We start from the raw sequence: 18,607 nt of genomic DNA on the forward strand, positions 1-18,607 counted from the left end.
GCAAGATATTATCTTTGGATAGCATTAAGTTAATTAATAAATGCTGACTTTGGATAGGGTGGAAAGCAGGTATCATTAGATTCGGCACTCCGTTCCGGGTAGATCAAAAGTACTTCGTAGGACTTTTGATTAAATCAACAATCGCTAGTTTTTCTAGCTATAGCTATGAGCGCTTTAAATCTTGCTGTAACCTCCTGTTAACTCTATAATACTCTCTCAATAGGACGCTCATAAATTTAAAAATTCAAATTTATCAATGCCTTATCTTTTTCTCTTTGTGAAGAATAGTAATTAGGCTTACTCTTGGTGTTTTTATTCGTTGAGCATCTTAAGGTGGTTCATAAGGTCTAATAATGATCTGTCGCTTAACGTTAAACGATATTTCAAGGTAATGGTAAATTCTCCATTTTATATATCTATCACATATTAATGATAGATATTTTTATATAAAAATTAAAAAATTAATATTTTATAAATAAAGCTTGAGTCTAGGGTTCTGATTATAATGATCGGCTTGAGGTATTTTAAATACTCATATTTTTCATTACTTGCATCGTAATTATCAGTTTAAGGGCTGTGGTAAGGGTTGTGGATAGTATAGTGATAGAGATTCAGGTGATGGCATTCCAAAGGCTTCCCGCTTACGTTCATTAGTGACGTGTTACGCAATCTTTTATAAAGAGTACGGCGGTAATATTTTTATTTGGTGTTCAGTTATAAGGGTTTCTAAAATTTTGAGGCGGTTGATGTCTAAGGATTCTTCTTGTCCATATCACATCTATTCAGCTTGTGGTACCGGTGACAGGACTCGAACCTGCACGCTAAAAGCGAACGGACCTAAACCGTTTGCGTCTACCAATTCCGCCACACCGGCAATGCTCTTTTAAGCAGTCAAGTATAGACGAATCATTCAACTTAAAGTACGTAACCTCATGTGTAGAAATGATGGTTTTGTATTAAGTTATTGATATATATCAAATTTTTCATGGATTAAAGGGGCTTTTTTGAAGAAATGAAGAAGATGTGGGTGATCTAGTACAGTTATTTTGAGGAATCGATTGGGTGCCAATAATTTTTACTGGACGCATAAAGGGAACTTGGTATTAGTTTGCATAGGGTTTAACACTTGATCTTTCACAAGCGTGGTGTCTGTTGGGGGTGCTGGAAGTGTACGCCGTTATCGGCGAAAATAGTCTCCTATAGGTGAGGGCGGGCTGACTGCCTTTATCCGGTTCAACTACAATTTCACTAAAAATTCGTACTGGCCTAATGGGTCGTCGAGGTAGGAGTCAACATGCCAGTTTTGATCGAATCCATCGGTAATTTGGAGCGTCGTTTGACCTTCTCTGTGCCGGAAGACCGTTTGGAATCTCATGTTGATGAACGTTTACGTGAAATTGCTCGTGCCGCGCGTATTAATGGTTTCCGTGCTGGTAAGGTGCCAGCTAAAGTGATTGAGCAGCGCTTCGGTGAAAAGGTGCGTGCTGAGGTGCTTGATAGTTTATTGCGTGAGACTCTTGATTCTGCAATTCGTGCGCATTCGTTGCGTCTAGCGGGTGCAGCCCGTATTGATCATGCTAACGAGGGGGGCTTAATTTTGTCGCTACCTTCGAAGTGGTGCCTGATTTTGGCGAGATTGATGTATCCAAGCTTGGGGTGGTTCGACGTACCGCCAAAGTGACCGACGTTGATATAGATCAAATGATCGAAAATTTGAGGTTGCAGCGGCGCACTTGGCGTGTCGCTGAGCATGGCGCTCAGGTGGGTTATCTGGTGGCTCTGGAGACTTGGTCGCAAGCTGGTGATGAACGTTTGCCGATTGAAGGTGTCGAAGCCGGTAGCACCATTCTTGGTTCCGGTGTGATGTTCGAGCAGATTGAGCGTGGTTTGGAAGGCTTATCTAAGGGAGATGAAAATGTGCTGGATGTAACTTTTCCCGATGATTGGCGTGTAATGCAGCTTGCTGGTAAGGCTGTGCAAGTTCATGTCAAAGTGATTGAGGTTTCCGAGCCAGTGTTGTTGGAGGTGAACGAAGAGTTCATCAAGAGTTTTGGGGTGAAGAGCGGAAAATTAGAGGATTTTCGTGCAGATATCCGTGCAAATCTAGAACGTGAATTGAAGGGGGCGCTAGTGAGTCATCTGCGTCGTGAGATCGGGGAGCAGTTAATTGCTGCCTACGCTCATGTTGAAATGCCGCCTCGTTTGGTTGAGAAAGAGGCTCGCTTAATGTTAGCTAAGCAGATTGAGCAGATTCGACTGAGTGGTCGTGACCCTACGGTTATCCCCGATGATGCACATATTGGTTTTATGGATGCTGCTTGCAAACGTGTTTTGGTTGGCTTGTTGGTTGGTGAGATTGCTGGACGCAATCGATTGCGCTTGGATCCTATGCGTGTCACTGAAACGCTCCATTTGATTGCTTCAACCTACGAGGAGCCCGAAGAGGTATTTCAAATGTACCGCAATGATCCCAAACTGATGGAGGGCGTACAGAGCTTGGTTATGGAGGAGCAGGTGATCGAATGGATCGCTGACCGTGCACAGAAAACTGAACAAGTGCTGTCGTTCCAGGAAGCTATCCAGCAATAAACTGGTTAGTTTTGCGATCATGTGTCTTCTTGATACATGAATATAGGCGCTTTTGTTCTACCCAATAACAAAGTTAGTTCCTTGTGTACCTCTGTGTTGAACGTATGGATGTTTAAATTAGAGTCGGAGATATCCGCGTGGATGATGTGACAAAAGCTTTAAATCTAGTGCCGATGGTGGTCGAACAGACTAGCCGGGGGGAGCGTGCTTACGACATATATTCGCGTTTATTAAAGGAACGTCTCATCTTTCTGGTTGGCCCTATTGACGATTACATGGCCAATTTGATAGTAGCGCAACTCCTTTTCTTGGAAGCGGAAAATCCCGAGAAGGACATTAATATTTACATTAATTCTCCGGGTGGTGTGGTTACTGCAGGTATGGCCATTTACGACACGATGCAGTACATTAAACCCGCTGTCAGTACTATCTGTGTTGGTCAAGCTGCTTCTATGGGGGCGTTGTTGCTGGCTTCAGGTGCGTCTGGTAAGCGTTATGCTTTGCCGAACTCGCGTGTGATGATCCATCAACCGTTAGGTGGTTTCCAGGGGCAAGCTACTGACATAGACATTCATGCGCGTGAGATACTTGCTTTACGTGCACGTCTAAACGAAATATTGGCTAAGCATACGGGACAGTCCTTGGAGACTATTGCTCATGACACCGAGCGTGATAACTTTAAAAGTGCTGTTGATGCCCAAGCTTATGGTTTGGTAGATCAGGTCTTTGGGCAGCGCCAGGAAGAGTTGATCCAGTCTTCTTGATCTCTCAATGCATCAGTTGGAAAATTTTTAGTTGCAATGGAATCTGTGATGTTGTTCTGCTCATATTGTGGTATTGTCATGGGTAAATCTGCATATATACCTACCGCGCTAATCGGGTAACAAAAGCATGAGCGAAGACCGGCAAAGCCGTTCTGGTGACGGAAATAAGATTCTTTACTGCTCATTCTGCGGTAAAAGCCAGCGTGAGGTTCGCAAGCTGATCGCAGGTCCAAGCGTATTCATTTGTGATGAATGCGTTGAGTTGTGTAACGATATTATTCGCGAGGAACTGGAAGAGAAGTCGCAATCTGCGCGTTCCAGTTTGCCTAAGCCCAAGGAGATACTTGAGGTTTTGGATCAGTATGTCATTGGCCAGCAGCGTGCTAAGAGGACTCTTGCTGTAGCCGTCTACAATCATTATAAACGGATCGAAAGTCGGCATAAGAATGACGACATCGAATTGGCTAAATCTAATATTTTGTTGGTTGGCCCAACAGGCTCCGGCAAGACATTGCTTGCCGAGACATTGGCGCGTTTGCTGAATGTGCCTTTCACGATTGCCGATGCAACCACATTGACTGAGGCTGGCTATGTTGGTGAGGACGTGGAGAATATTATTCAGAAGTTGTTACATAAGTGTGATTACGACGTTGAAAAGGCGCAACATGGGATCGTCTACATTGATGAAATAGATAAGATTTCCCGTAAGAGTGAGAATCCATCAATTACCCGAGATGTTTCTGGTGAGGGTGTGCAGCAGGCATTGCTGAAATTGATAGAAGGTACGGTTGCTTCTGTGCCTCCTCAGGGTGGTCGCAAGCATCCACAGCAGGAATTCCTGCAGGTCGATACCAAAAATATTTTATTCATCTGTGGCGGTGCTTTTGCTGGTCTAGATAAAGTGATCCAACAGCGTTGCAATGAAGTTGGTGGTATTGGCTTTGGTGTTAAGGTCAAAAGCTCAGAGAGTAAGCGCGATGTTGGTAAGGTACTAGCTGGTGTCGAGCCAGAGGACCTGATTAAGTTTGGGTTAATCCCTGAATTCGTTGGGCGATTGCCAGTTGTAGCTACACTTGATGAGCTGGATGAGTCGGCTTTGGTTAAAATTTTAACCGAGCCAAAGAACGCTATTACAAAGCAGTTCAAAAAGCTGTTTGAGATGGAGAACGTAGAGTTGGAGTTCCGTCAGGACGCGCTTTCAGCAGTGGCTAGGAAAGCTCTTAAGCGCAAGACTGGTGCGCGGGGTCTCCGTACTATTGTTGAGTTGGTTCTGCTGGATACCATGTACGAACTTCCTTCTCAGGAAGGTATTAGTAAGGTTGTTGTCGATGAATCGGTTATTGAAAATAAATCTGAGCCTTATCTGATTTATCAAACGATGCCTGCAAAGGTTGCTTCCGGCGAATGAATGCTCTTTATAGCGTTGCGGCTATTCGTATAACTGACACTGAGAGTCGACGGTTTTAAAGAAAGCTCTTGTAAGCTTGCCCGAATGGCCTCATAACGGGGCCATTGTCTTTTCTGTTGCCGTAAATTCAATGCATTACACTGGAGTGCTAATGACTCAGTCCTCTCAAAAAGCCCTTGATCTGCAGGTATTGCCGCTGCGTGACGTGGTTGTATTCCCGTACATGGTGATTCCATTGTTCGTAGGTCGTGAAAAGTCAATGCGGGCGCTTGAAAAGGCAATGGACGCTGATAAGCGCATCTTGTTGGTTGCACAAAAAACGGCTGACATTGACGATCCTGGTGTGGTTGATTTGCATGCCATCGGTACTTATGCTCAGGTGCTGCAGTTGTTAAAGCTTCCTGACGGCACGATTAAGGTGTTGGTCGAAGGCCTAACCCGTGTGAGTGTGGATCAAGTAGTCGAGCATGATGGTGCGTTACGAGGTTGTGGTATCGAAATTGCCTCTACTCAGGGGCGCGAAGAACGTGAAATTGAGGCAATTGTTCGATCTCTGTTGTCGCTCTTCGAGCAGTACGTTAAGACCAATCGCAAGCTCCCTCCAGAATTGTTACAAACTTTGAGTGGTATTGATGATCCAGGTCGTTTAGCCGATACCATTGCTGCGCACCTGAGTGTGCGTTTGGCGCATAAGCAGCGTCTGTTGGAAACTATCGAAATTGGTGACCGACTTGAAATACTCATTGGACTAGTCGATGGTGAAATCGACGTTCAGCAGATGGAAAAGCGTATCCGTGGTCGAGTTAAGTCGCAGATGGAGAAGAGTCAGCGTGAGTACTATCTCAATGAGCAGATGAAGGCGATCCAGAAGGAGTTGGGTGACTTCGACGATCTTCCGAGTGAATTGGAGGAGTTGGCTCGTAAAATTGCCGAAATCGGGATGCCAAAATCAGTCCAGAGTAAGGCTAAGAGCGAACTCAACAAGCTTAAACAGATGTCTCCAATGTCAGCTGAGGCAGCAGTAGTGCGTAATTACCTTGACTGGTTGTTGGGGGTCCCTTGGAGGAAGTGCACTAAGGTACGAAAGGACTTGAAAGTCGCTCAATCTACACTGGATGATGACCACTATGGTCTTGATAAGGTGAAAGAACGCATCCTTGAGTATCTTGCGGTCCAGTCACGAGTCAAACAGATGCGAGGTCCGATTTTGTGTTTAGTTGGCCCTCCTGGTGTAGGTAAAACTTCCCTCGGTCAGTCTATTGCTAAGGCGACCAATCGCAAGTTCGTACGGATGTCTTTGGGGGGTGTGCGTGACGAAGCTGAGGTTCGGGGGCATCGACGTACTTATGTTGGCTCAATGCCGGGCCGGGTCGTACAGAATCTCAACAAGGTTGGCAGTAAAAACCCTCTGTTTGTGCTTGATGAGATCGATAAGATGGCTATGGACTTCCGGGGTGATCCTTCTGCAGCGCTCTTGGAGGTGCTTGATCCTGAGCAGAATAATGCGTTCAATGATCATTACCTTGATGTTGACCTGGATTTGTCCGAGGTTATGTTCGTGGCAACCTCTAATTCGCTGAACATTCCTGGTCCATTGCTTGATCGCATGGAAGTGATTCGTATACCAGGCTATACTGAGGACGAAAAACTCAACATTGCTACCCGTTACTTGGTACCTAAACAGATTAGAGCCAATGGTTTGGTTGTTGGGGAATTGGCGATTGGAGAGGACGCGATTCGCGACATTGTGCGCTACTACACGCGTGAGTCTGGAGTGCGTAACCTTGAGCGCGAGATCTCTAAAATTTGCCGTAAAATTGTCAAGGAGATTGCCTTAGTTGGTGTGAAGCCTTTTGCTAAGAAGTCAACCAAGTCTAAGGTATTATTTGCGGTGACTTCGAAAAATCTTGAAAAGTATCTTGGGGTGCGCCGCTTTGATTTTGGCCGTGCTGAGGAAGCTAACGAGATTGGCCTAGTCACTGGTTTGGCTTGGACAGAAGTAGGTGGAGATTTGTTGCAAATCGAATCTACTCTTGTCCCGGGTAAGGGTAACCTGATTTTGACTGGTCAGCTTGGTAGCGTGATGAAGGAGTCGGCGTCTGCGGCGTTGACGGTGGTCCGTTCGCGCGCTGATCGCTTCTGTATTGACGTGGACTTTTTGCATAATCAAGATGTTCACCTTCATGTGCCTGACGGTGCCACGCCGAAGGATGGTCCAAGTGCAGGTATTGCCATGGTCACATCCTTGGTGTCAATGCTTACCAAGGTGCCAGTGCGTGCTGATGTAGCGATGACTGGTGAGATTACTTTGCGTGGCCGAGTTTCTGTGATTGGTGGTTTGAAGGAGAAATTGTTGGCTGCATTACGTGGCGGTATCCGAACAGTATTGATCCCTGAAGGAAATCGTAGAGATTTGGCTGATATCCCGGCTAATGTGACACGTGCTTTGACGATTGTTCCAGTAAAGTGGATTGATGAAGTGTTGGATTTAGCTCTTGAAAGTCCACTTGAACCTAAAGTTGCGGCCCAATTAGGTAAGAGCAAACCGCGTAAGGCCCATTCGCGTGTGTCTACTGTGCGTGGCAAGTCCAAGGGATCAAGCAATGCTCGTGTCAGACACTGATATACGCTATTTAAATGTGTGCAAAAGCGGTTGCCTTAATCGTTATTGTTCATGTTCAGCTTGCGCGTGTTGGATAGGCGCTGGTATAAAAGCATGCGACTCGTGGCTATACCTGTTGTGTGCGCTATGCTAATCAGGTACTTGGTTTAAATTCCTTGCCTCATGAGGCAAAAGACCGATTTTTGATTCTGCGGCTCAATGCCGTAATGGGAGTTTTTAGATGAATAAAACCGAATTGATTGATGGTGTTGCTGCTGCTGCTAATTTGTCCAAGGTTGAGGCGGGTCGTGCTATTGATGCCGTCGTTAATGAAATTACTGAGGCCCTCAAAGAGGGTGATTCCGTTACGTTGGTAGGGTTCGGTACTTTCCAGGTGCGTCAGCGTGCTGAGCGTCCTGGCCGCAATCCGAAGACTGGTGAACCTATCATGATCGCTGCATCAAATAACCCTTCATTCAAGCCTGGTAAAGCACTAAAAGATGCCGTAAAATCCTCCGCTGGCTAGGGGGTGCTTAGCTCAGCGGTAGAGCGTCTCCCTTACAAGGAGAGGGCCGGGGGTTCGAAACCCTCAGCACCCACCAAAGCATTAATGATTAAAGTTTTGTAAACGTGGAGCGGTAGTTCAGCTGGTTAGAATGCTGGCCTGTCACGCCGGAGGTCGCGGGTTCGAGTCCCGTCCGCTCCGCCATATTATCTGAGGTTCTCTCAAGCTCTCTTAATTTAGCTATTTCCTTTTCTAGTTGCATGTTGTTAAAAGGGGAAGCTCTAAAGCGCGTAGCGCTGGCTCAGCTGGTTAATTTGATGTTTTCTCTTGTCCTGCTGGAGGTTGTGAGCTTTAGTCAGTATTTTCTCCCCTGTGTGTCTGGAGCTCAGGCATCAAACACATTCTTTTAATATGTGACCACATGATCTCATGTGCATATAGATAGAGTCGGTGTCCCCCTGCATGCTGCTTGTACTATGTGTTGTCAGTCACTAAAGCTGCCATCCGTGTCTTTACGTTAAACAATTGGCGCCGCTTCAAGCAGGTTAAAATCTAGAATATCTCCTCAGATCTTACGATTCTCAAATACTAATGCTGCAAAAACTCCGTGAAAAAACATCTGGATGGATTGCGACTGCTATCATCGGATTATTGGTCATCCCTTTTCTGTTTGTGATCGACGTTCGTTACATAGGGGTAGGGGGGAAGGACGATGTAGCGCAGTTACAGGCTTCGCCGACTTGGTGGAAGTCTGCACCTGCTTTTTGGCCAATATCTTTATTGTGGCAGCGTCAAGGGATTAGCAAGCAAGAGTTCCAGAGCCGCTTCGATCAGGCGCGCCTGCAGCAGCGTGCTCAGCAGGGCGAAGGCTTCGATGCACGCGAGTTCGAGACCCTCAGTAACAAGCGCAAGCTGTTAGATCAGTTAATCGAAGAGCATGTGATGCGTTTAGTGGCTGAGGGCGCGGGAGTGGTGATCAGTGATGAGGCCGTGCGTACCATTATTGCTAACGATCAGCGTTTCCAGGTTAAAGGAAAGTTCAATCAAGATCGCTATCGCCTGCTGTTGGCTCAGGAACCGACGATGCGTACCCCGCAGATGTACGAGAGCTATGTACGCAGCATGATGCAGCTATCTATGATTCCCAGCGCGATTTTTGATTCTGGGTTTGTACCGAACACCGAGTTGGAGCGAATACTCGCGTTACTCGGCCAGACTCGCAATGCTGAGCTCGTCACTTTACCGGCGTTGAAGCTTGATACGGCTGAGATTAGCGATATGCAGATCAAAGAATGGTATGCCGTTCATAGGGATGATTTCCGTCAGCCGGAGACACTTTCGTTCGAATATGTTGATTTGGATGCCGCTCACTTACCCAGGCCGACGCCTAGTGAGGCTATGTTGCGTAAACGCTACGATGCCCAGCAACGCGGGGAGGCTCAAAATGAGCAACGTAAGGCTGCGCATATTTTAATTACTGCGGGTGCTGATGCTGCTTCACAAAAAGTAGCCGAGGCTAAGGCTGCCAAACTTGTTGAGGAAGCCCGCAAACCCGGTGCTGATTTTGCTGCGCTGGCTCGCATTAACTCACAGGATCCTGGCTCTAAAGATGCTGGTGGTGACTTGGGTTGGGTGCAGAGAGGAATGATGGTTAAGCCGTTTGAGGATGCACTCTTTGCAATGAAAGTGGGTGAAGTGGTCGGCCCTATCAAAACAGAATTTGGTAATCACGTGATCAAACTGGAAGAAATTAAGGCTGCTAAGCAATTACCGTTTGAAGCAGTACGGGATCAGCTTGCTGCAGAACAAACCAAGGAGGACATTGATAAGGCATTCAACGACGTTACAGGAAAACTGATGGACCTTTTAGTCAAAAATCCGACTGATCTTTCTTCCGCGTCCGAACAATTGGGGCTGCCATTGCGCAAACTTGGCCCTTTGTCACGTCGTGATGCTGTTGGTATTGCTGCTAATCCTGCAGTGCAGCGAGTGTTGTTCAACCACGATTTTATCCAGGAGGGTAAAGTTAGCGATCCCATTCAGATTAATCCGAATCACAGCGTGGTATTACGCGTGATTGCGCATACCACTGAGCAGCAACTGCCGTTGGATAAGGTGCGTGAGCAAGTTGTTGCTGCGGTGCGCGCTGATCGTGCGGAAAAGGATGAGGCCTCTGCAGCGGATGCACTGGTAGCACGGTTGCAGAAGGGAGAAACCTTAGAAGAGGTCGCAAAAGCTGAGAAATTGCAGATTACACCTCTTACCGGTTTGCAACGTACTGCACAGGTTCCGGCGTTTGCGGCTACCCGTGCAATTTTTTCGGCATTATCTCCGGTTGCGGGTAAGCCGACGGTTGGTAAAGTGCGTTTGGACGATGGTCGCTATGCAGTGTTTACGGTTACTCGAGTGATCCCTGGTGATCTAACGAAACTCCCTGAAGAGCAGAAAGCGATGCTTAGACAACAGCTTGATCAGATTGAGGGAACGCTAGCAGTCCATGCTTACGTTGATATGATGCGTAAGCGCTTCAAAGTGACCATTCACAAGTCGCAATTGTAACGTGATCGTAAGCAACCTCTCGTTGTTTGATTGGTACAAGAGACATAGGAAGTTGCTAGAAAGTCATTCTTATACAGAGTGTGCAACTTTGCTTGCCGTTTCTTATCGAGATTAAAGGGGGCTAAGATGCCCCTTTTTCTTCGGCTTCTTCTGCCCTGATTGTCATGTTGAGTGGGCAGGCTTTGTGATGGTTGCTAGATGCTTCGCTATTGATGCGATATTTGGAGCATATTATATGTATTAGTACCGAAGCGAGTTTCGGTCCTCCGGGAGGTGTATCAGGCGATTTAGTGGTTGTAAGAATCTTTTGCAGTTTTTCGTGTCGAGTTAATAGTCAAAAATTGAGTGCTTTGGTATGTCCAGATGCATGTAAAGAGCCAAATATGATGAGTTAAAGCACATCGTGATTGTGGTTGTTGTGAACCTTGACCAGGCACGCGTACTTATCACTATACGCATTGTGACATACGGTATGTCGGTGGTTATCGAGAGTGGATGCGTCTAAAAATTAAAGGATATTCGTTTGCTTGACAGCGATGTATGCCTGAGTGGTTCAAAGCGATGAATGTTTTCTACTTAGGTATTTTGGGATAATTATTGGAAAATGCTTGTCGTTTTTCGTGGTTGAACATCATTAGTCTTTACAGTGGGCTTTGCCTTGGTGAAGTGCCATCAAAGGCATTGACGATGAACGTTTATAGCCCATTGCCGCTCTTCTGTACTTCAAGTATTCGATGAGTGTAATGGGTGGTCCAAATCATTCATGTGAATCGCCTTGGTAACTGATTGCTTTACATCAGGTGTGCAGGGGCTAATTATCTCGTGAATTGAGTGGGTGAAAGCATTTACCTTGGTTGACTTGCCTGGGCTGTTGTGGATTCCTGTTTACTGACGACTTCTTATTGGATAGCCATGTAGTAATGAAAGTTCATGCTGTTAAAGGATGCTTGTTTTTAAGGTTCGATCTACTAGGAGATGTCCCGGTTGCTGTTGTGAAATGGAGTGATTGTCAGCTTGTATCTCGATTTTCATTGCAGTTCAGTGTGTGGCACCCGTTAGGTAATCCCTTTAGACTGTTCCTGTTTCACCTTGGCTGACGCGAGTTCCCGTGCAGTCTGGTTGCTTGCTGCTGTTTACGTCTACCTTATGTGTGTGGACGACTCCAGCTTTTTCTTTCCCTTTCTATGCGGTTGTAGCAGCGCATACATTAAGGGAGTTTAGTTTATGCTTCTTGTTGTTCTGGATTCTTTATGCTCCGCGATTTCCGAATTTCTTTCATCTTTACCGCCTTCTGTCTTAGTTTGGCTGCTTGGTGGGGGTACAGCACTGCTCTCGGTGTCTGGCAGGCACTGTGGCTATGCTTAGTGCTGAGTGTGCTGGAAGTTTCGCTGTCATTTGACAACGCGGTGATTAATGCTGGCATTCTCAAGCACATGAGTGAATTCTGGCGAAAGCTGTTTCTCACGATTGGCATTTTCATTGCTGTATTTGGTATGCGTCTGGTGTTTCCTATTGTCATCGTTGCGGTCGCGACCGGCATGGGCTTGATTCCAGTGATGAAGTTGGCGTTGGAACACCCCGAGCAATACAGCCTAGTGCTGACGGATCACTACCCTTCGATTGCTGCGTTTGGCGGTATGTTCTTATTGCTGGTGTTCCTCAACTTTCTGTTTGATAACGAACGGCAGCTGCACTGGTTGGGTCCGATTGAACGCATGCTCGCCAAACTTGGTAAGGCTGATGCTATGGCGGTAATTGTCGCAGTTGCTTGTTTGATGGGGACCAAGTTTTTCTTGCCTTACGAAGTGTTTCAGGATGTCTTGTTTGCCGGCCTTGGCGGTATCCTGCTGTACTTGTTGGTGGATAGCGTCGATGCGCTATTCAAGATGGACGGACAGGAGGATGGGGTGATGGGGCCGGGGAAGCGCTCCGGTGTCGCTGCGTTCCTGTACCTGGAAGTGCTTGATGCCTCGTTCTCATTCGATGGGGTGATCGGCGCGTTCGCTATTACCCGCGATGTCGTCATCATTATGCTTGGTCTTGCAATCGGCGCTATGTTTGTGCGTTCAATCACTTTGTACTTGGTTCGCAAAGGGACGTTGGATGAATTTGTTTTTCTCGAACATGGTGCGCATTACGCGATTGGTGTGCTTGCGGTCATCATGCTGGTTGGTACCGTATATCATGTCCCTGAGGTAATTACTGGGCTGATGGGCGTGGCTTTAATCGCTGCTTCGCTCTGGTCGTCGTTTCAATACCGTAAGCGCTTAATTACTGTTGGTCGTTGAGCGGCATCTATTTTTATTACTGGTTAGGCAACGCTTCCTTGTGTCCCATCAATCCATGCCACCTAAGAATGATTGCCCCTTTGGATTCACTTGTGATTGTCAGTGGTAATTGGTTGGGTGTGCGGCGGTGCAATACCTGAGTGAGAATTGAGTCAGTCACCTTTTACAAAGAAATCGGTGGTTTAACTCGTTGCGATGATTCTGGTGACCAGAGATTGTGGCTGGTGCTGGTGGCTTGATTGGGTGCCCGATACTATTGAAGTTTACGTTGGCTTCATTTGTATTTGTTCGATTTTCGACCAATGTTGGGCGTGCGTGTCGTGGTGGTGGTGTCGTATCGCTTGCGTAACGGCCTTTGTTATCCGTGTTTCACGATCCTCCTGTACCCGAAGTCATTGAAGTGCCAACCTATGCTTGGCCACGGCAGCATTATGTGTGTGAGTTCCAAGATGATGCGTTATTCTGAGTCCGCTTTCCTGATGTTACTAACAGTCATTCGCACCTGTACTTTGAGTGACAGTGTGTGACGATGATTGAAGAGTCTCGCCGCGCTGTGTCTGAGAAGTGTGTGAGTGCAGTTGATACTTGGGGTGCATCCATTGAAATCTGACCTGTTTTGAGCAGAAATAGTCAGTTGTGTCTTGTTGTCAGCCACATCTTAGGATGTCTGTCAAACTCTCCCTATATTCTTGAATGTGCAACCTGTTGATGTGGTTGTCTGGCCAGTGGTTTGTGATGCAAAAATAAAACCAACGGTGCGTCAAAGGTTTGGGTGATTTCACAGCATTTTGTGTTGACGATGCCATTCCTCCCCATTATCTTGTGGTTGTTGGCCCAGGTTGATCTTGCGTCTTCAGGAGCGTTTGGAGGTACAGCCCCCCTGTAGGGTTGGGTATGACTATCCCCGGCGGAATTGGTAAGTGTTGATTGTCATCCTTCGTCCGTTGGGTTGGGGGCGGCTAAATCGACGCGGTTCCTGTCTGCCCGTCCCCGTTGCGTAAAACAGCTGACAACCGCGTGCATAGCACGGTACGCGGTCCATGTTTTGGTGTCTCCCTAATGGGGTAGACGGTGTGTAAATGTTGCCCGTAGCTCTGTTTGTGCGAGCTGTATGGCTACCTGCTGTTGTTTCCAGGTCCACTAAAGCTGGTTTCTACCTCACTGCTTGAGGTAGATCCGTGTATCACATGATGGAGGACGCATGATTCCCAAAGAGCAATTTGTTGCGGCTATCGCTGATTCTTTACCCAATCCTGGCCATGTCGCTGGGTCTGTTCCGCCTGTTGCGTTATCTGTCTTCCATCCTGATGAACCGGAGGACGAGGTGCCTATCCCACGCCAAACTGCCATGATGCATACTCGGGCTGTGGAAGAAGCCAATGTGTCTACCTGGATTACCAAAGAAGCGGGTAACCGCCGTATGCCGTTCGACTGTGCGCGTTTGGAGTGCGCTATCGATACGATTCACCAAGAATTCCCACAATTGGACGTGGCTGAATATAAGCGCGCGGTGTTCGGGTTCGTCGAACGTAAGGATAGCGTTAATGCTGATGACTTGGTTGATCTGTTGATCCGTGAGGCTGAGTCACGTGTTGACCTGACTGCGCCGGAGTGGGAGTACTTCGCTGCACGTTTGTATCTGCGTCGCTTATACAAGCGTGCCAGCCGCAATCGCTTCTACGATGCCAGCCAGAAATACGGCTCGTTTGTCGGTTTACAGGAGAGTTTGGCTGACCGCAATATCTATTCCAACGATATTTTGCGCAGCTACTCCAAGGAGGAGTTGATCGAGGCTGGTCAGATGATCGATCCTGAGCGCGATAAGCTGTTTACTTATAACGGCTTGTACTTATTGGCCACACGTTACTTGGCGACCGATACTTCTCGCGGCGTGTTTGAATTGCCACAAGAACGTTGGCTTACCATCGCCTTGTATTTGATGCAAGACGAGTATGGCCCCGGTAAAGGTGGACGTGAGCGCCGCATGCAACTAGTTGGCGAAGCGTACTGGGCACTGTCTAACTTGTACATGACGGTGGCGACTCCCACCCTGGGCAATGCCGGAAAAATCAATGGCCAGTTGTCTTCGTGCTTCATTGATACCGTTGACGACAGTTTGCAGGGTATTTACGACTCCAACACCGATATTGCGCGTGTGTCCAAGCATGGCGGAGGCGTTGGTGCTTATTTGGGTTACGTACGCTCCTCTGGGTCAATGATTCGTGGTGTAGCTAACTCTTCTGGTGGTGTTGTGCCGTGGATCAAACAGCTCAATAACACCGCTGTCTCTGTGGATCAGCTTGGTCAGCGCAAGGGTGCGATTGCGGTTTATTTGGATATTTGGCACCGCGATATTGAAGCGTTCTTGGATTTGCGTCTGAATAACGGAGATCAGCGTTTACGTGCCCATGATGTGTTTACCTCGGTCTGCATTCCCGACTTGTTTATGGAAGCGGTCGAACGTCGCGGCGATTGGTATTTGTTCGACCCATATGAGGTGAAGCGGGTTAAAGGTTGGTACCTGCAGGATTTCTATGACGAGAAGAGGGGTGACCCCAATGGCAGCTTCCGCCGTAAATACGAGGACGTTGTTGCTGACGAGCGTATCAGCCGTAAGACGGTCAAGGCCATTGACATCTTTAAACGCATCATGGTCAGCCAATTAGAGACGGGCAATCCATTCATGTTCTACCGGGATGAAGTGAACCGGAAGAATCCCAACAAGCATGTTGGCATGGTGTATTCGTCTAATCTCTGTACTGAGATCCTGCAGAACATGACGCCAACCCGGCTCATACAGGAGATGATCAGTGGCAATCAGATCGTTACGACCAAGCATGCTGGTGATTTCGTCGTGTGCAATCTGTCTTCGATCAATCTTGGTCGTGCAATCACGGTACAGGCTGATTTGCTTGGCGCCGATGTATTGGAGCGTCTGATCCCGATTCAGGTGCGTATGCTTGATAATGTCATTGATCTGAATCTGTTGCCCGTCCCACAAGCCACGATTACTAATCAGAAATACCGTGCGATTGGTTTAGGTACTTTCGGTTGGCATCACTTGCTGGCGCAGAAGGCGATTCACTGGAATTCGCAGGAAGCTGAGCAATACAGCGACGCGTTGTATGAACGCATTAATTACCTGACGATTCGAGCAAGCATGGAGTTGGCTAAGGAGAAGGGCACCTATGCAGTGTTTCCCGGCAGTGACTGGCAGACCGGTGAGTATTTCCGCGCGCGTGACTACAACAGCCCACAATGGCTTGAATTAGCTGCCCAAGTTGCTGTCAATGGCGTGCGTAATGCCTATATGGTGGCGGTAGCGCCGAACATGAGTACTGCGCAGATTGCCGGTTCCACTGCGTCAATCGACCCCATCTATAGCGCGTTTTACTACGAAGAGAAGAAGGATTACCGCCGCCCGGTTGTGGCACCCGGATTGTCGCTGGATACGTGGCCGTATTATGAAAAGGGTGCTTATAAGCTCGACCAGTTCGCGAGCATACGCCAGAATGCCCGCCGCCAGCGTCACGTTGATCAATCGCTCAGTTTCAATTTCTATGTGCCAAGTACCATCCGTGCTAGCACGTTGTTGGATCTTCACATGACCGCTTGGCGTGAGGGCTTGAAGACGACTTACTACGTGCGCTCTAACGACATTGACATCAGCGAATGCGAGTGGTGTTCAAGCTGATGCTGTTTGCTCTGCCTGAATTTGTAGTCTATCGGTCCTGTGCCGGTGTCCTGCATCGTTTGACTTAAATGACCAACATGGCTATCTCACTAGATCGCATCAAGATTTTGGAACCCCGTAATCCTAATCGTTCCACAGGGATTATTAACGGGAAAACCAGCGGCATTCTGAATTGGAACGACATTCCTTACCCATCCTTCTATCGGGCGTACAAGGAATTGTCGACCAACTTTTGGATCCCGGACGAGGTTGATATGAAGATCGACAAGCGCCAATACGGTGAACTGTCGGCACGCGAGAAAAACGCTTATGACGCCATCATCGGTTTGCTAGCTACATTGGATTCACCGCAGACACGCTTCATCTACAACGTTGCTGAGTACATCACTGATCCGGCGGCACATGCCAATGCTGCGATTATTGGTCAGCAAGAGGTGATTCACAACGAGAGCTACAGCTATGTGTTGGCTTCCATCACTGACTTGGCCAACCAAAACCGTGTGTTTGAGATCGCTCGGACCCATCCCACCATTCTCAAGCGCAATGCCCCAATCATGCAGGCCTATGACGATTTTATGCGTGAGAAAACTGCTGAGACTTTGCTGTATTCGCTGATTCAATCCTCGATTCTTGAGGGTATTAATTTTTATTCTGGCTTTGCCTATTTCTACAACTTGGTGCGGCAGAACCGCATGACTGGCACTGGCAAAATCATCAGCTTTATCAACCGCGATGAATTGGCTCATACCAAATTCATCAGCGAAGTGATTCGTGCCATTGTTGGTGAGAATCCGGAATTGCAAACCGATGCATTGACCGATTACGTGCATCAAGCATTTGCCCATGCGATTGAGCTAGAAACACAGTGGACTGGTGAGGTACTTGATGGCATTGACGGTATTGACGTAGAGGAGATGATCCGCTACGTGAAGTACCGCGCTAATAAAATGGCTGGCATGCTTGGTATCCAGACGCTGTACACCGAGACTACTGATAACGTCATGCCCTGGATCAGGGCTTATGCAGACAATTTTACCGAGACAAAAACGGATTTCTTTGAGATGCGTAATGCCAGCTATAAGAAGACCAATGTAGACAACTGCTTTGACGACTTATAGCTGATGATGCCATGCGAATTCTGCTTGCTCTCGCCTCCCTAAGTGGTAACACACGTGAAGTGGCCCGTGTCATCAGGGCGCGCTGTGAGGAGAGAGGTCATCGCGTGGATTGGATCGAGACTGACTTGCAAACGCTTGCTGGGCAAGCCCTTGATCCACATACCTACACATTATTCTTGCTTGGCACCTGGACTGATAACGCTGGTCGTACCCCGTTCGAGATGAAGCGTTTTATTGTTGAATTGTTAGAGCTGATTGGCAAGCCGCCGTCTGTCGCGGTCTTTGGTACAGGCGAGACACAATGGGGGCAGGAGTATTATTGCGGTGCGGTGCATCGGATCTCGGATTTTTTTGCCAGCCGATTCCCGCGTTTGTTGATCGAACAGATGCCGCATGGCGAGCGTGATGCGCTTGCCATTGTTGAATGGACTGATCAAGTCCTGGATCAATGCAACAAGGATTCCGATGCAGATCATTACCGCTACGTCGCCTGACGAATTCAATGCCGCCTTGAAGGCGCATTCCCGCCTGTTGGTGGACTTCTATAAGGAACATTGTCCTGGCTGCCGTATGCTAGATATGGCTTTGAACAAATTTGCTGCGACCGATGCAGCCGCTGGTGTGGTGGTGTTGAAGATACGTTTGGAGACGATAGGCGAGGATTTCTTTCGTGACTTGGGGTTACGGCAAACTCCGACCCTGGGGGTGTTCAAGAATGGTCTGGAGGTCTCACGTTTGCTTGGGTTTCAGTCACTAGCTCAGATTGAGGCCGCTGTACAGACGTATCTTTAAGATCGGATAAGAAGTTGTTTTGCGTTATTTCATGATTGGCTCTCAGTGCCATAGCAATAGATCTTTGCTTTATCGCTCCAATGCCCGAGGACGTGGTAGATCATCTAAATCATGGCGTTGCAATGCAAGGTTTTGGCGATGATCCAAACAGTCATTGTGTGTGTTGTTAGCACCGTGTCATGTGAAGTGACTGCCTACGGCGTCCATATTTGGATTTCATGTGTATAACGCCATCAGTATTGATGTTCACCCGTACGGTCTTCTGATTATGTGGTCAGCGTTGCGTTG

The 18,607-nt window shown here is 47.6% G+C and carries 10 protein-coding genes, 3 tRNA genes and 1 pseudogene; 13 read left to right on the forward strand and 1 reads right to left on the reverse strand.

The window, feature by feature from the left end:
* Positions 1–790: 790 nt before the first annotated feature.
* A tRNA-Leu gene (locus F7G16_RS02445) sits at positions 791–874 on the reverse strand.
* 420 nt (positions 875–1,294) lie between these two features.
* Between F7G16_RS02445 and tig the strand changes: the two are divergent.
* From tig to F7G16_RS02510, 13 genes and pseudogenes are all read left to right on the forward strand, one after another.
* Positions 1,295–2,589, forward strand: a pseudogene (gene tig, locus F7G16_RS02450) (trigger factor).
* 137 nt (positions 2,590–2,726) lie between these two features.
* A complete protein-coding gene (gene clpP, locus F7G16_RS02455; RefSeq protein WP_011097655.1) occupies positions 2,727–3,353 on the forward strand; it encodes an ATP-dependent Clp endopeptidase proteolytic subunit ClpP in 627 nt (208 codons plus the stop codon).
* Between the two features lie 127 nt (positions 3,354–3,480).
* The gene (gene clpX / locus F7G16_RS02460) at positions 3,481–4,761 is read left to right on the forward strand and encodes an ATP-dependent Clp protease ATP-binding subunit ClpX (RefSeq protein ID WP_004090165.1); all 1,281 of its coding nucleotides are present in this window, start codon (positions 3,481–3,483) and stop codon (positions 4,759–4,761) included.
* A 151-nt stretch (positions 4,762–4,912) separates the two neighbouring features.
* Positions 4,913–7,384 (forward strand): endopeptidase La, encoded by a 2,472-nt coding sequence (gene lon / locus F7G16_RS02465; protein WP_012382467.1) that lies wholly within the window; start codon positions 4,913–4,915, stop codon positions 7,382–7,384.
* Positions 7,385–7,604: 220 nt separating this feature from the next.
* The gene (locus F7G16_RS02470) at positions 7,605–7,889 is read left to right on the forward strand and encodes an HU family DNA-binding protein (RefSeq protein ID WP_004090176.1); all 285 of its coding nucleotides are present in this window, start codon (positions 7,605–7,607) and stop codon (positions 7,887–7,889) included.
* A 1-nt stretch (position 7,890) separates the two neighbouring features.
* Positions 7,891–7,965: transfer RNA gene (locus tag F7G16_RS02475), tRNA-Val, on the forward strand.
* Between the two features lie 30 nt (positions 7,966–7,995).
* Positions 7,996–8,072: transfer RNA gene (locus tag F7G16_RS02480), tRNA-Asp, on the forward strand.
* 387 nt (positions 8,073–8,459) lie between these two features.
* Positions 8,460–10,427 (forward strand): peptidylprolyl isomerase, encoded by a 1,968-nt coding sequence (locus tag F7G16_RS02485; protein WP_004090178.1) that lies wholly within the window; start codon positions 8,460–8,462, stop codon positions 10,425–10,427.
* Positions 10,428–11,677: 1,250 nt separating this feature from the next.
* The gene (locus F7G16_RS02490; RefSeq protein ID WP_004090180.1) at positions 11,678–12,715 is read left to right on the forward strand and encodes a DUF475 domain-containing protein; all 1,038 of its coding nucleotides are present in this window, start codon (positions 11,678–11,680) and stop codon (positions 12,713–12,715) included.
* 1,201 nt (positions 12,716–13,916) lie between these two features.
* Entirely contained in the window at positions 13,917–16,409 is a 2,493-nt protein-coding gene (locus tag F7G16_RS02495; protein ID WP_004090184.1) for a ribonucleoside-diphosphate reductase subunit alpha, read from the forward strand.
* 77 nt (positions 16,410–16,486) lie between these two features.
* Positions 16,487–17,527: a ribonucleotide-diphosphate reductase subunit beta gene (locus F7G16_RS02500; RefSeq protein WP_004090192.1), complete on the forward strand. Its 1,041-nt coding sequence runs from the start codon at positions 16,487–16,489 to the stop codon at positions 17,525–17,527.
* An 11-nt stretch (positions 17,528–17,538) separates the two neighbouring features.
* Complete coding sequence (locus F7G16_RS02505; RefSeq protein ID WP_004090193.1) at positions 17,539–18,021, forward strand: flavodoxin; 483 nt, start codon at positions 17,539–17,541, stop codon at positions 18,019–18,021.
* The gene (locus tag F7G16_RS02510) at positions 17,993–18,319 is read left to right on the forward strand and encodes a thioredoxin family protein (protein WP_004086561.1); all 327 of its coding nucleotides are present in this window, start codon (positions 17,993–17,995) and stop codon (positions 18,317–18,319) included. Before F7G16_RS02505 ends, F7G16_RS02510 begins: the two co-directional genes overlap by 29 nt.
* Positions 18,320–18,607: the final 288 nt, after the last annotated feature.

Source organism: Xylella fastidiosa, from assembly GCF_011801475.1.
Lineage (GTDB): Bacteria > Pseudomonadota > Gammaproteobacteria > Xanthomonadales > Xanthomonadaceae > Xylella > Xylella fastidiosa.